The sequence below is a fragment of the Idiomarina piscisalsi genome (assembly GCF_003987095.1).
Classification (GTDB): domain Bacteria; phylum Pseudomonadota; class Gammaproteobacteria; order Enterobacterales; family Alteromonadaceae; genus Idiomarina; species Idiomarina piscisalsi.
This window is the reverse complement of the sequence record NZ_PIQA01000003.1, coordinates 93,567-107,632: the sequence shown is the minus strand read 5'-3', so window position 1 is coordinate 107,632 and position 14,066 is coordinate 93,567. Positions and strand designations below refer to the sequence as shown.

10 protein-coding genes are annotated in these 14,066 nt (G+C 47.4%); 3 read left to right on the top strand and 7 right to left on the bottom strand.

All coding sequences use genetic code 11. The features are described from left to right. Positions 1-24: 24 nt before the first annotated feature. From CWI73_RS05390 to CWI73_RS05365, 6 genes are all read right to left on the bottom strand, one after another. Positions 25-1,854 carry a tRNA(Met) cytidine acetyltransferase TmcA domain-containing protein gene (locus CWI73_RS05390; RefSeq protein WP_126751871.1) on the bottom strand — a complete coding sequence of 610 codons (1,830 nt, stop codon included), beginning with the start codon at positions 1,852-1,854 and terminating at the stop codon, positions 25-27. A gap of 19 nt (positions 1,855-1,873) precedes the next feature. Further along, complete coding sequence (locus CWI73_RS05385) at positions 1,874-3,292, bottom strand: sodium-dependent transporter (protein ID WP_126751870.1); 1,419 nt, start codon at positions 3,290-3,292, stop codon at positions 1,874-1,876. Between the two features lie 296 nt (positions 3,293-3,588). After that, on the bottom strand, positions 3,589-4,674 hold the full coding sequence (gene zapE / locus CWI73_RS05380) for a cell division protein ZapE (RefSeq protein ID WP_241968836.1): 1,086 nt from the start codon (positions 4,672-4,674) through the stop codon (positions 3,589-3,591). Between the two features lie 71 nt (positions 4,675-4,745). Then, a complete protein-coding gene (gene trxA, locus CWI73_RS05375) occupies positions 4,746-5,597 on the bottom strand; it encodes a thioredoxin (protein WP_053953987.1) in 852 nt (283 codons plus the stop codon). Between the two features lie 75 nt (positions 5,598-5,672). Beyond that, complete coding sequence (locus CWI73_RS05370; RefSeq protein WP_126751869.1) at positions 5,673-7,046, bottom strand: aldehyde dehydrogenase family protein; 1,374 nt, start codon at positions 7,044-7,046, stop codon at positions 5,673-5,675. After that, on the bottom strand, positions 7,043-8,485 hold the full coding sequence (locus CWI73_RS05365; RefSeq protein ID WP_126752039.1) for an NAD-dependent succinate-semialdehyde dehydrogenase: 1,443 nt from the start codon (positions 8,483-8,485) through the stop codon (positions 7,043-7,045). The genes CWI73_RS05370 and CWI73_RS05365 overlap by 4 nt, the downstream gene beginning before the upstream one ends. 349 nt (positions 8,486-8,834) lie before the next feature. Between CWI73_RS05365 and CWI73_RS05360 the strand changes: the two genes are divergently transcribed. Beyond that, a complete protein-coding gene (locus CWI73_RS05360) occupies positions 8,835-10,601 on the top strand; it encodes a DEAD/DEAH box helicase (protein WP_126751868.1) in 1,767 nt (588 codons plus the stop codon). Here CWI73_RS05360 and CWI73_RS05355 read toward each other — a convergent pair. Continuing rightward, positions 10,598-11,134 carry a lipocalin family protein gene (locus CWI73_RS05355; protein WP_126751867.1) on the bottom strand — a complete coding sequence of 179 codons (537 nt, stop codon included), beginning with the start codon at positions 11,132-11,134 and terminating at the stop codon, positions 10,598-10,600. The two genes, CWI73_RS05360 and CWI73_RS05355, sit on opposite strands and share 4 nt — an antisense overlap. 97 nt (positions 11,135-11,231) lie before the next feature. Between CWI73_RS05355 and CWI73_RS05350 the strand changes: the two genes are divergently transcribed. Both CWI73_RS05350 and CWI73_RS05345 read left to right on the top strand, forming a co-directional pair. After that, positions 11,232-12,008: a glycosyltransferase gene (locus CWI73_RS05350; RefSeq protein ID WP_126751866.1), complete on the top strand. Its 777-nt coding sequence runs from the start codon at positions 11,232-11,234 to the stop codon at positions 12,006-12,008. A gap of 5 nt (positions 12,009-12,013) precedes the next feature. Continuing rightward, entirely contained in the window at positions 12,014-13,999 is a 1,986-nt protein-coding gene (locus CWI73_RS05345; RefSeq protein WP_126751865.1) for a 3-deoxy-D-manno-octulosonic acid kinase, read from the top strand. Positions 14,000-14,066: the final 67 nt, after the last annotated feature.

Here is a 14,066-nt window from a genome sequence, read left to right as displayed (position 1 = left end):
TTGTTGTGAAAACAACAAGTCACATTAGACAAGCCGTGCGGTATCTTTACGTAGTTTTACGTTTGCCTGTTGTTTTGAAGAACAATCGTAGTAATAGGTCAGCTGTTTCAGAGAGCATGCCGGGCGGCTCAAACATTGAGTCAGTTCGTCGGTCGGGCGTTTATTTTGGTAGTAAACAGCCAAGGCAAAGTGGGCAGCGTCAAATGGAATGCGCTCGTTCACGTAAGCCTTCACCAACAAATGAAGGACCGGATTAGTGATAAGGTTTTTTGGTATCTCAGAATGAGCGTTTATCAGCCAATTCTGCTCCGCCGTTGCCCATCGACTAATGTCGTCAGTAAGAGAGGCGTCTGAGCCTGGGGTATCACCCATACCGTTTGCTTTGACATAAATAGCGGCGGGGCGTGCCGATACACTGTCGAGTCGGTGGCTGGTACGCCATGGTACAAAACCATTAGCCTCCCAAAACTTCGCAACTCCGGGCTCCCACGCAAAGCTGGTGCCTATTTTATCAATATGTTTGTAACTGGGGTGTTGCCGAATAAAGTCGAGCAACTCAGAGGCATATCCCTGATGACGGAGGCCGGCGGGCACAGCAATACGAGCAACTCTCAGCCAGCACGCGCTTAAAGCCCAGGACTGCTGTAAAAAATAGCCAATGGCTTGCGGCAGCAGGTTTCCTTTAGGACGTCTTTTTCCCTGTAAAATAGGTGTGTGCAGTTCGGATGGCACCGGCCCTTCCTCAATCAGCCAGGCAACAGCAACTACTTCTCCGTTCTGGCGAGTGTAAGCCAGCCGATGTAACGGGTCACTCAGTAGCAAATTAAGGTCATTAGGGCTGCTTTGGTAATGAGCATTTAAGAGCAGCTGGAAGCATTGACGTAAGGTGTTTTCCTGCAGTTGCGAAGCATGCTCAACAAACTGTCCGTCAACCAGTTCCGGTGTTAATGAAGTAGCGGTTTCATCCATTAAAAACGTGTCAGTCAACCATTGTTCTAAAGGGTCATTTTCCGGCCAGCGCATCGGTGCTGATAAACGATGATTCTTAACTTTAGGCAAGTGTTTTTCTGCCCATTGCTGAAAGTGTATGGCAAAGCCCCGGCCGCAGCCCTCATAGCCCGAAACTGTAGTGGCTAATAACCACGGGGTGAACTTTTGACAGAGCTTTTCGGTAGCCCATAAAGGAATGCCGGCAGCTTCATCGATAATCAATCGCTTAGTCGAGTCCCCAGGTTGTTCCAGTAGCTTATCCCAGGCTTTAAAGGTGGCGGTTGGTGCTTGCTTTAGCAAAACCTGAGCATTGGCTTTTCTCGGTGCAGTAACAATGACTTCAGTGCCAGGGCAGGTTGCACTCACTTCGGCTAATGCTTTGCCGAGCAGAGTGCTTTTTCCACGGCCTCGTTCAGCAACAAGGATGTGCGTGTGTAGGGAGTCTTCATTGATAAATTCACTGGTCAGCACTTCTACCAGTGCCTGATGTTCTGTTTGGGCTTTTTTAAAACTCTCAGAAGCGTTCGCAGGCAGCGCATTATTACTAAAATACTGACTCGCAAAGTTCAGAAGCCGTTCGACCATAGCTGAATTGTCACTGGGCAAAAGAATGATTAACTCTCCGCCACCAACAATAGTGCCGCACAGCGCACAAATTGCATCCGCATTTAAGCCGGCCTGACAATCAAGAAGGACGTTTTCAAACTCATGGCCCAGATAGTCTCTGTATCGGTTGAGGTGTGCATCAGCATCTGGATCCTCTGGGGAGAGAATAAGACTTTGAGAAGAGCGAGTCTGGCAGGCTTGCTGCCATTGACTCGCTGTTTTCAGCAGTTTTAGCTGTCGAAAACTGCCACGTTCCATTACTTACAACACTCTGCCATTAAAATAGTGAGAATCCGACAAATTTTGTCAGTACTGTATTAATGAACACCACCGCCAGAATCAACGGAATAAAGGTGCTGATAGAAATACGCACATATTTGGCTAGTAGTGTATTTCTATAATTCGGGTTGCCTTCTGACAGTTCGTCTTCTAACCCTTTTTTGCGCCAGTGTAGAGTAACGAATAAGCAGATAAGCAGACCATTTAGCGGCAATATGGTGTCGTAAAAGACGTCGTAAATAACGTCAAAAACCGACTTCGTTTGCCCAGCGTATGATGTGAACTCAGTAAATGCTGGTATAAAACCAAATGAGGTGGCTGCTATTAGTGTAAGTACGGTAACGGCAAAGCCCATAACCAGCAGAGTCTTTTTACGGCTGAACTTCGCTTTCTCAATAATGGCTGCCGTTGGTACTTCCAGTATCGATACGAGTGACGTAATAGCTGCAATAAACGTCAGCAAAAAGAAGACAGTCGCGGCTAAGCTAGCACCGAAATACCCGACAACGCCTTCTAATGCCACAAAAATTTGTGGGAAGAAGGAGAAAATCATACTGACGGAAGAGTCGCTCAGCGTGTCCGGGTTGGTGTTCGGGTTTATCGCAAAAATAGCGGGCAGAGTCATTAAGCCGGCGGTAAATGCTACAGCGGTATCGGTGAGTGCAACTAACTTTCCTGAGGTTACAATATCGTCGCGGCGGCTGAAATAAGAGCCGTAAGTAATCAGAATACCCATACCCAGAGATAATGAGAAGAAAGCTTGTGCCAGTGCACCATTGATAACGGAGCCGTCAATTTTTGAGAAGTCAGGGACCAAGTAAAACTCAACACCCAATGCTGCGTTGTCGAGTGATAAAACGAAAATGACCAGCAATACCAGCATAATAAAAAGAGCTGGCATCAGGAACTTGGCGGCTTTTTCGATGCCTTTGCGAACGCCTCCTACCAGAATCACGTTAATAATGACGGTAACTGCCACCAGGAAGCCAACAAAACCGTAATCATTCACAAACTGCCCGAAATATTCCGGGTCGGCTAACATCGCCAGGTTGCCGGTTACTGAGTGCCATAAATAGCCGAATATCCATACGGTAATGACCATATAGAATACGGCAATCATAAAGGGCGTAATAACGGCCAGTAGCCCCGCTATATGCCAACCTTTATTGTCTGGTGATAATGCCTGATAAGACCCTAGTGGACTTTTTTGAGCTCTGCGGCCAAGACCCATTTCAGCGAGCATGACCGGGACACAAATAAAGGCAACGAACAAAGCATAAATAATAAGAAATGCGCCGCCACCGTTTTTTGTCGCAGCCACGGGGAAACCGACTAAGTTGCCAATACCTACAGCAGAGCCTGCCGCGGCTAGTATAAATCCAATTTTAGAGCTGAATTGATCGCGTTGTTCGCTCATTCTGACCTTCTTATTATCGTTATTATCTTGAGGTGCTTGTTAAGCATCATTTATTAAATTCCAGCAATCCTAGCAAGGGGTAACGTTAACGGCAAGCAGCGGGTGAGTGAATACGTCGTGAATATTGGCAAGTCCGACCTGAACGCTAAGAAAATTATTAACATCCATTACAAATGCGATATTGGAAAATGTTAAAACTCATGTAACCTTTTTCTAACTCTGTTTTAACACGCTGGTAAATACAGGGAATTCTACTCTCTGGAACAGATTGGCGTCTTTTTACCAGCGTGTTTCCCTTACCAATGCTGCATTTCGAAAAGACGCGACACACAGCGCCTGAATGGGAAGGCAAGCTGTCGTGCCTGATACAGTTGTTCAACACTGACTTCTGCGGTTATAAGCAATACGGAGCCCCGGTCGTAGCATTCGTCAACGAGTGCGATAAAGCGACGAGCTTCATTATCGAATTTGCTGATAAGCTTTGCGTCGTGTTCCCGCTGGTAGGTTTCTTCGACGCCATGCACCAATTCTTTGTCGGGAACGTAGGTAAAGGCAGGCACATTTTGAACGGCTATGGCGGAATATTTATCGGCCAGTTCCATGTAGTCGCGCTGGCTTCTGGGGCCAGAGCATAAGCTCATGAAGTCAAAACCAATTATTTTTTTATTGCCCCACAAGCAAGGGATACTTCGGTTCATTATTGAAACGCTTTCGGCTGGCTTTACCGTGCCAAAGCGCGTCTCGGCCAGAGTTTTTAATTCTTCAGGTTGTCCCTCAATAAGATAAAGCGGCATGTCAGTATGGTTAATTCGCCGGTAATCAGTGCCAAAACCTAAGTCAATGAGCTCGCACTGACTGTTTAGAAGCTCAATAGTCGGTTCAAAACGGTGTCTGGCTAAGCCGTCTTTATACAGTTCGGCAGGAGGAGCGTTAGATGTTGTAATTAATGTCACTCCCTCAGCAAACAAGCTTTCCCAAAGGCGAGCCAGAATCATGGCGTCGCCAATGTCTTCTACAAAAAATTCGTCCAGGCAGATAATTGAATATTCGCTAGCCCACTCTTTTGCGAGTTGTTGCATTGGGTTTTCCTCACCCTGCAAACCATTTAGTGCATCATGAACTCTGGCCATAAAGTGGTGATAGTGCAGCCTTATAAACGATGAATTGGCTGTTGAAAGTGAGCGCAGCTGTTCGGAAAACATATCCATTAGCATGGTTTTTCCGCGACCGACAGGGCCGTAGAAATACAAGCTTTTTATGGGCGTCTGGCTGTTCTTCCGAATAGCATCAAGACGCTGCTGCAATGCAGTGACCGCTTTGCGTTGAAAGGAGTCTTCGTTCAGTTTTCCGGAGTTAACCTGGCTCTGATAAATTTGCTGCATGGGGTTAGTCAGTTAGTACCAAAAAAAGGGCCGGCTGAGGGAGCCGGCCAAGATCGTTGCTAGTGAACAGCCTAATACATCATGCTGTAAAGCTTTCTACGATAGGTCGCTGCGAGCGGATCACCATCGGGTAACGAATTAATAATGTCCAGTGCGTATTTTTTCGCACCTTCAAAATTGACGTCTTTCGTTAACACGGTAAACACCAGTTGCAGAGCTTCCTCATCGCGGTTCGCTTCATGAAACTTTAAGGCTAATTGTAATTTCAGCGATAAGTCATCGGGGTTTTGTTCGGCTTGATCCTGCAAAGCGCGAAGTTCCGGAGAGTCGGCAGCGTCTTCCGCTAATTCTAGCTTGCCTTTAATGCGCTGATAGTCACTGTCTTGCTCAACCATAGGAATTGCAGCGACAAGCTCTTTCGCCTGGTCTAATCGACCGGCGTCGACCGCCGCTTCAGCGAGCAACTTAACGGCTGCCATATCTGTATTGTCGAGGTCATAGGCTTGCTTAGCCAAGGTATAGGCTTTGTTTGCATCGCCTTCACCCATGGCTACTTGTGCCTGTTGAATCAGGTTATCTGACGGGCTGGGTAGGTGTTTGCTCAAAATTTCCCGAATTTCGCCTTCGGTTTTAACACCACCAAAGCTATCGACCGGCTCACCGTTTTTGAAGAAAGCCACAGTTGGAAGGCTACGGATACCAAACTGCATGGCCAATTCTTGTTGGTCGTCGCAGTTTATTTTAGCCAGAATAACCTGGTCGTTGTATTCGCCCGCCAACTTTTCCAACACTGGCATTAGCTGCTTGCATGGCTCGCACCAGTCAGCCCAAAAGTCGATAATAACCAGCTTCTCTTTTGAGCCTTCTAAGAGCACCTGCTGAAAGTTCTGCAGGGTGACATCAATAATGTTGGACTGTGACATTTGCGCCCGTTCTCCTGTGTCAGTTTATTCGTGTCTTAACGCAGGATATGCTGACGCTAAACGCCAATTTCAAGGTTAACCGGCAAACCAGGATAAGACTTTGTCTTTTAATTTACTGTAAGGAGGGTAACGCAATGCCACATCGAAGCTGAAGCTGCGGGTCATGACGGGTTTTAAATGACTAAAAGTATCAAAGCCCCATTTTCCGTGATAACGACCCATACCACTTTGCCCAACACCACCAAACGGCAGTTTGTCATTGAGCATAAACATCAGGGTGTCGTTGTAGCAAACATTGCCAGCGGACACTCGTTGAGTAAACTGTTTCAGCATTCGCTTATCTTTTGAAAACACATAAAGCGCCAAAGGTTTAGGCTTGGTGTTAATAAGCTCAATTGCTTCAGAAGCTGACTTCACGCTCATCACCGGCAATAGCGGACCAAATATTTCTTCCTGCATTAGCAGACTGTCACCAGATACTCCATCGATAACTGTTGGTGCGATATAACGCTCACGCTTGTCAAAATCTCCACCAATAACGACGTTTTCACTGTCCAGCATCTGTGTCAGCCGTTGCCAGTGCTGCTCGTGAATAATACGGCCATAGTCATTCGATTGCTGTGGATCATCTCCGTAAAATTGCGCAATTTGCTCGCGTAATGCGTCAATTAAACGATCTTTCATTGACTCCTCAACCAGCAAATAGTCTGGCGCGATACAGGTTTGCCCAGCATTAAGGTATTTGCCCCAGACAATGCGGCGAGCCGTTACGGTAATATCGGCGTCGCTTAATACAACGGCAGGACTTTTGCCGCCAAGCTCAAGTGTCACAGGTGTCAGGTTTTTAGCCGCTGCTGCCATAATGGCTTTAGCCGCCTGCGGACCGCCGGTGTAAAAAATATGATCAAACGGCAACTCGGTCAGCTGTTGAGAGACTTCGACGCCACCGGTAATGACTTTAAAGGCTGCGCTGTCCAGGTAATTTACCAGGTGTTTCTCAAAAACTTTTGCGGTTGCCTCAGCATGCTCTGATGGCTTAATCAGTGCACAGTTACCCGCGGCAATAGCGGCAATAACGGGCGCTAATGTCAATTGCACTGGGTAATTCCAGGCTCCTAAGACTAATACGCTTCCTAAGGGCTCGGGCACTATTACACTCTTGGCAGGCCAGGCAAGCATTGGGTTACTGACTTTGCGCGGTTTAACCCAGCCAGGGAGTGCTTTGAGGCTATGCTTTATGTCTGTTTTTAAAAACTGAATTTCAGTGAGTTGATACTCGCTGGGGCACTTTCCTAAATCTTGCTGCAGTGCGTCCAGCAAGTCCTTTTCGTGGTCTTCTAAAAAACGGGCGAGCTGTTTTAGCTGCTGCTGACGCCAAGACAGCGGACGTGTAAGCCCGCTGTCAAAGGTATATTGAAGTTGCTCTAACGTTTTGAGTTGTGGGTTCATTCAAGTCCGCCGAGGGTTACGGTTTTCAATTCTAAGTATTCATCAATACCGTATTTTGACCCTTCACGTCCAATACCGGACTCTTTAATGCCGCCAAATGGATTGTAAGCATGCGAAATACCGCCGGTATTAACGCCTACCATGCCGTATTCAAGTGCTTCACTCACTCTGAAAATACGAGACGTGTCTTTTGCGGCAAAGTAAGAGGCAAGCCCAAACGGGGTGTCATTGGCTTTCTTAATACCTTCTTCTTCGGTTTCAAAGGTATTAATGGCAATTACAGGGCCAAAAATCTCTTCTTTGGTAATGTCCATATCGTCGGTAACACCCGAAACCACCGTTGGCGCGTAGAATAAATCGCCCAGTTCGGTCATGACAGAGCCGCCGGCTTCAATCGTGGCGCCGTCTGATTTCGCTGACAGCACCAGGCGCTGAACCTTGTCGACAGCGTCCTGATCAATAAGTGGACCTAAGTCGACGCCTTCCTCAGTGCCGGGGCCGACTTTAAGGGCTTTGACTTTGCTGACAATAGCCTGAGTGAATTTCTCGGCAACACTTTCCTGAACTAATACGCGGTTTGCCGAAACGCAGGTTTGTCCGCCGTTGCGGAATTTACAGGCAATAAGTTGCTCGGCTGCTTGCTCAATGTCGGCATCGTCAAACACCAGAAACGGTGCGTTACCACCAAGCTCTAATGATACTTTTGATACGTGCTCCGAGCACTGCTGCATAAGAATTTTGCCAACACCGGTAGAGCCGGTGAATGACAGCTTACGAACCTGTGGTGAAGTTGCCAGACGCTTACCTACAGTTTTTGCATCGCTGGTTGGAATGATATTAATAACACCGTCCGGTATACCTACTTCGCTGGCGAGCTGCGCTAAAGCCAGGCTTGAAAGTGGTGTTAATTGCGGCGGCTTAACAACAATAGTACAACCTGCAGCTAGTGCTGGTGCAATTTTGCGAGTGATCATCGCATTCGGGAAGTTCCACGGTGTAATTGCTGCACAGACACCGACAGGCTCTTTTGTTACCAATACGCGCTTACTACTGTCAGTTAGCGGCAGAATATCGCCGTTTATGCGTTCGGCCTCGCCGGCAAACCAGTCGACAAAGCTGGCGCCGTACTCAACCTCACCAACCGCCTCTGGAACCGGCTTGCCTTGTTCGGCGCTCATTAATTCGCCCAATGCCTGCTTGTTGTCCATCATGGATTGATACCACTTGCGCAAAAGAACGGCGCGCTCGCGGGCGGTTTTCTTGCGCCATTTCGCCAGGGCGGTCTCGGCGACGTTAATGGCGCGTTGCGTAAGTTCGTCATCGGCATCGGCAACTTCGGCCAAAACCTCACCGGTTGCCGGGTTAGTCACACTGAAACGTTTGTCTGTGGGTACCCAGTGACCTTCGATGAAACAATCGCTTTTAGTAAGTGATGACATGGAATGTGCTGACATATAGCCTCCAACTGAATAAATTTATCTCTACTAATGTAGGCAATAAATGCACAAATGGTTCAACTTTTTCAATGATTTCAGCCTATATTTTGCTTTTTGTCGAAAAAGTATCCAGTTGCATTGCTTTTATTGAATAAATGCGTATAATCCGCAGCTCCTTCAAGGAACACCGCATTACTGATGAGGCAGCGGTCACCCTTGATTCGCGGGGTTGCAGCGCCTGATTCCAGTCCAGACAGTTTAGAGACTGACCACTGATTCCTGTTGCCGGGCCATAACCCCATATTTGTTTTGTTTGTCATTAGGCAAATGGGAATATAGTGAGACACAATTTATGTCAAAGACTCAATCGAGCCTGTCGTTCAGCGACATGGCTTTACCTTCTGCTGTGCTTGAACAACTGAACGCTATGGGTTTCGAAACCCCAACACCTATCCAGCAGCAATCTATTCCTGCGTTATTGGAAGGCAACGACGTTCTGGGCGAAGCACAAACAGGTACCGGTAAAACAGCCGCATTTGGTTTACCTGCGCTGGCCAAAATAGACCCTTCTCTGAAACAGACTCAAGTTTTGGTGGTTACACCAACGCGTGAGCTAGCTATTCAGGTTGCTGAAGCTTTAGAAGGCTTTTCTAAGCAGATGCGTGGCGTCGGTGTTGCTACTGTTTATGGCGGTGCAGCTTTCGGTCCGCAGGTAAAAGCGTTAAAACAAGGTACCTCAATTGTTGTTGGTACGCCGGGTCGTCTTATCGACTTACTGAATAAAAATGTATTGCAACTGGATGGTTTGAAGGTTGCGGTATTGGATGAAGCCGACGAAATGTTGAACATGGGCTTCATTGAAGACATTGAAACCATTTTAAAAGGTGTGCCTGAGACAGCTCAGCGTGCACTGTTCTCGGCAACCATGCCAAACGCTATCCGTAAGCTAGCCAAAACGTTCCTGAATAAACCACTGAATATTCAGATTGAAGCGGTTGCGCGTGAAAAAGCGACAATAAAACAGAAAGCGTGGAAAGTTCAGGGCATGACTAAAATGACGGCTCTGACTCGTTTATTGGAAGTAACTCCGTATCAACGTGCATTGATTTTCGTGCGCACTCGCCAGGACACTATGGATGTGGCTGAGTTATTACAGCGAGCAGGCTTCAAAGCGTCACCGTTAAGCGGCGATTTAAACCAGGCTCAACGCGAACAAACAGTCAGCCAGTTGCGCAGTGGTCATATCGAAATTCTGGTTGCTACAGATGTTGTAGCACGTGGTTTGGATGTACCTGAAATTACCCATGTTATTAACTACGATTTACCGAGTGACACCGAGTCTTATGTTCACCGTATTGGTCGTACAGGTCGCGCGGGACGTTCAGGTGAAGCTATCTTATTCTTCCGTGCAAAAGAGCGTCATTTATTGCGTCACTACGAGCGTTTAACCAACGCACCAGTAGAGTTCTTCGAAGTTCCAAATGCGAAACAGCTGAGCCAGCATCGCCAACAGCAATTACTGGAAAAGCTTCAGGCATCAATGCAAGCTGACAGCGCCCATGCTGACAGTGATAAACTCAAGAAATTGTTAGGGCAGTGGCTGGAAAGTGGTGAATTGTCAGCGGAAGATATTGCTTTGGCATTATTAACTGAACAGCACAAACAACGTCCATTGTTCCTGAAAGAAGACCGTCCAGTGCGTGAAATGCGCAGTGAGCGTCCTGGTCGTAACGAACGTGGTGAGAAGCGTAAACCTCGCGCAGAGCGTGGCGAACGTGCCGCAGATATCGACTTTGATACGTATAAAATTCAAGTGGGTAAAGAGCATGGCGCTCGTCCGGGAGACATCGTTGGCGCAATTGCTAACGAAGCCTCTATGGACAGCAAATACATTGGTCAAATCCAGTTGTTTGATAACCACTCGCTGGTTCAGTTGCCAAAAGGTATGCCGAAAGATGTGATGCACGTACTGAAAAAAGCGCGTGTCCGTCAGCAGCCAATGGGCCTTGAGCTAAGTGATGAGCAAGTGAAGCGAGGGCCACGTCCACCGCGTGATCGTGATGCCCGTGGCCCTAAGCGCCGTCAGGCAGGAAAGGGCGCAGCACGTCGCTTTAACTAATTAGAATGATTCACACCGGCCGGATGATCGACAATGATCATCTGGTCGATGTCGTATCCCCATTCATTCGCTTTTGCGAGCGCATAATCTAAGTCCGGCTGAGACACATTCGGTGTCCGCGACAAAAACCAGAAATACTCATGCGAGTCGCTGGTGACAATTGCCTGTTGGTAGTTATCATCTAACCAGCTAACGTAATAACCACCGTAAAACGGCCAGAAAAACGTCACTTGATAGGCTGCCTTCATATTTTCAACTGGCTCTGCTTTGCCTATGGCGGTTTGCCATTCCTGATTTCCAACATGAAAGCCACGATTGGTCACTTCTAATGTGCCGTCACCATTTAAACGGTATTCAGCGGTAACGCCTTGCAGACCCTCTTCAAAGCTGTGTGGCATTCGCGCAATTTCGTACCACTTTCCTAAATAGCGGTCAGCATCGAACTCATCGATAACGTCAGCCACTGGGGTTGGTTGTGATTTACAGGCACTCAGCAGCAAGGTGAGTAAAACTGCGGATAACCATTTATTCATTGTGCGTCCTTGTTGTTAGCCAGCTCAATCAGATTAGCATACCTAAATTTGCTAAAATATGGCATTATGCGCGTTAGTTTAAGAGTCAGGAGTTTTTATGAGCCAGGTTGAAAGTGCAGAGAGTCAGTCTCAGCAAAAAACCGTAAATGTCATTTGTATAAAGTGGGGCAAAAAATACGGCCCCGATTATGTAAACACGTTGCACTCAATGGTGAGCCGCCATTTGAGCCGACCGTTTCGTTTTGTGTGCTTTACGGACGACTTCGATGGTATTAATGATGAGATTGAAGTAAAAGCTATTCCGAAAATTGGCTTTGAAGACTTCGACAAGCAAGTTCCCTGGACAAAAGCGCATGGCTGGTTGAAGTTAACCTGCTTTGCAAACCCTCTTTATGACTTAGAGGGCCCGACACTCTTTCTAGATCTCGACATTATCATTGTTGGCAGCCTGGACGAGTTTTTCGAACCTGAAGGTGACTTCATGGTTATTAAGGAATGGGATAAGTCCGATGCAACAGGTAATACATCGGTATTTCGTTTTAATGTTGGTGCGCACGATGATGCGCTTGAGCATCTGAAGAAAGATCCTGACGCCGCTACCGCCGATGTACGCAATGAGCAAGAGTACATTACGCACTTTGTTGACCGCCAGAATAAGTTGAAATATTGGCCGGAAAAATGGTGCCGAAGCTTTAAGCGCCACTGCTTACGCCCATTTCCTTTGAGCTTCTTTCAGGAGCCGCGTATTCCGGAAGAAGCAAAAGTCATTATTTTCCACGGTAAACCGCACCCCGATGACGCTTTAGAAGGGCGTAGTGGTAAATGGTATCGTAAGGTGTTGCCAACTAAGTGGATAGCTGAGTACTGGCGTTAACTGGCATGATGCTTTGGCTTTACGGATTAATACTACGGCTGGTGACTCCAGCCGTTTTTGTCTGGCTGTGGCTGCGCGGCAAAAAAGACCGCCGGTACCGTTCGCATTGGTCAGAGCGTCTAGCGCTGGATGCTGTCAGTAGCGAGCTTGAAGGCTGTATAGTTATTCATAGTGTGTCGGTTGGAGAAACCCTGGCAGCGAAACGCTTAATTGAGCAGTTTATTGCTCAATTCCCTGGGGAAAAGGTGGTCATAACCTGCATGACACCAACGGCACGGGCGCTTATTGAGAAGCACTTTAGCAACGCCGTGACTTGCCGGTATTGGCCGTTAGACACTCCGGGTGCTGCAAAACGTTTTGCGACTAAGCTAAAACCGAAAGCTGTTTGGATTATGGAAACCGAGTTGTGGCCCCAAATGCTCAACCGACTGGCCATGAAAAACACGCCGGTGTGTTTGCTTAATGCGCGGCTTTCAGAGCGTTCCGCTGCAGGGTATAGACGTTTCCATTGTTTAATGAAGTCAGTTTGGCAACAGTTAGTATTGGTTTCGGTACAAAATACAGAAACAGCGCGTCGAATGAGCGTATTGGGTGTGCCGAAAGAGCGTTTACTTGTCGATGGAAACCTCAAATACGATATTGAGCTTAGTCAGACTGACAAGTTAAAAGCGGCTTCATGGAAAGAGAGTTCTAAAGGACGCTGGATTTGGCTGGGCAGCAGTACTCACCCCGGCGAGCACGAGCTGTTACTTGCGGCCCATAAAGCCATTCTTAATGAAGAGCCAGAAGCCTGTCTCATTATCGCACCCAGACATCCTGAACAGTTTGATGCGGTTGCAAAGCTGGTCGAAGAAAGCTCACTGACACTGGCGAGGCGCAGCCAGTGTGAAACGATACCGAGTGACTGCGATGTGTTTTTAGCGGACAGCATGGGCGAAATGATGCTCTGGGGGCAGTTAGCACCTGTGAGTTTTATTGGTGGCAGTTTAATTGAACGAGGAGGGCATAACCCCCTTGAAGTTATTGCCGCTGGCTCCAATGTTATGTCTGGTAAACATGTTTTTAATTTCCCACAGGTTTATGGGGAGCTGGCAAAAGCCAGCGCGGTAAACTGGGTAGAAAGCGTTGACGATATTGTCAAAACAATCAATAAGCTGCAGCAGCCAGCTGTCATGAAACAACAACATGATGCTGCTAAAGGTGTCTTAAAGACGCATCAGGGTGCAACGCAACGCGTGTTAGCGAGAGCACTGGAATATACTCTGACAGGAAGCGGTATGATAAAAACAGAGCAGAGTCCCCGCGGGCTTATTCGCTACGATAGCGACATTATTGAAGCAATTGAAGATAAGCACTTCACAGCACAGTACTGGCAACAGCAGAAAGCCATTGCGGGTAATTCAACCGGCCGGGCAACGGTTTGGTTTATTCAGCAGGGTGACTTGGGCTTGTTGCTACGTCACTATTACCGCGGTGGTTTAGTTGGGAAGATTAATAAAGACCGATTTTTAAGAGAGCCCGCTGAGAAAAGCAGGGCAATTTACGAATTCGATTTGCTACTCAAGCTTCGTGAAAAAGGGTTACCGGTTCCAAGACCTGTTGCTGCCCGCATGGAGAAAACAGGGGTATTTAGCTACAAAGCCGATATTCTTGTCGAAGTGATTCCCGGTGCGGTTGATGTTTTTCGTTTATTGCGTGAAAAGCAGTTATCGGCTGAACTTTGGCAAAAGCTTGGTGCGGTCATTAAAGAGCTGCATGACGCGGGGGTCTATCACTCAGATTTAAACTGTCATAACCTGATGCTGGATGACCACGATAAAGCCTGGATAGTCGACTTTGATAAATGCGACTTCCGTGAAGAGGGTGACTGGAAAGAAGCTAACATTCAGCGTTTATTGCGCTCTCTGAGAAAAGAAAAAGAGAAGAACGAAACTTTTTACTGGAAAGAATCTCGAGACTGGCCTGAGTTATTGACGGGATACCGTCGTTAAAACTGGCTTGTAATAAACAGACACAAAAAAGCCCCGGCGTTTTGGCGCCGGGGCTTTTGTTATGACA

What these genes read in the sequence shown, in the direction of transcription:
- CWI73_RS05390 (WP_126751871.1), bottom strand. Translation starts at nt 1,854, where the DNA reads ATGGAACGTGGCAGTTTTCGACAGCTAAAACTGCTGAAAACAGCGAGT.
- CWI73_RS05385 (WP_126751870.1), bottom strand. Translation starts at nt 3,292, where the DNA reads ATGAGCGAACAACGCGATCAATTCAGCTCTAAAATTGGATTTATACTA.
- zapE (WP_241968836.1), bottom strand. Translation starts at nt 4,674, where the DNA reads ATGCAGCAAATTTATCAGAGCCAGGTTAACTCCGGAAAACTGAACGAA.
- trxA (WP_053953987.1), bottom strand. Translation starts at nt 5,597, where the DNA reads ATGTCACAGTCCAACATTATTGATGTCACCCTGCAGAACTTTCAGCAG.
- CWI73_RS05370 (WP_126751869.1), bottom strand. Translation starts at nt 7,046, where the DNA reads ATGAACCCACAACTCAAAACGTTAGAGCAACTTCAATATACCTTTGAC.
- CWI73_RS05365 (WP_126752039.1), bottom strand. Translation starts at nt 8,485, where the DNA reads ATGTCATCACTTACTAAAAGCGATTGTTTCATCGAAGGTCACTGGGTA.
- CWI73_RS05360 (WP_126751868.1), top strand. Translation starts at nt 8,835, where the DNA reads ATGTCAAAGACTCAATCGAGCCTGTCGTTCAGCGACATGGCTTTACCT.
- CWI73_RS05355 (WP_126751867.1), bottom strand. Translation starts at nt 11,134, where the DNA reads ATGAATAAATGGTTATCCGCAGTTTTACTCACCTTGCTGCTGAGTGCC.
- CWI73_RS05350 (WP_126751866.1), top strand. Translation starts at nt 11,232, where the DNA reads ATGAGCCAGGTTGAAAGTGCAGAGAGTCAGTCTCAGCAAAAAACCGTA.
- CWI73_RS05345 (WP_126751865.1), top strand. Translation starts at nt 12,014, where the DNA reads ATGATGCTTTGGCTTTACGGATTAATACTACGGCTGGTGACTCCAGCC.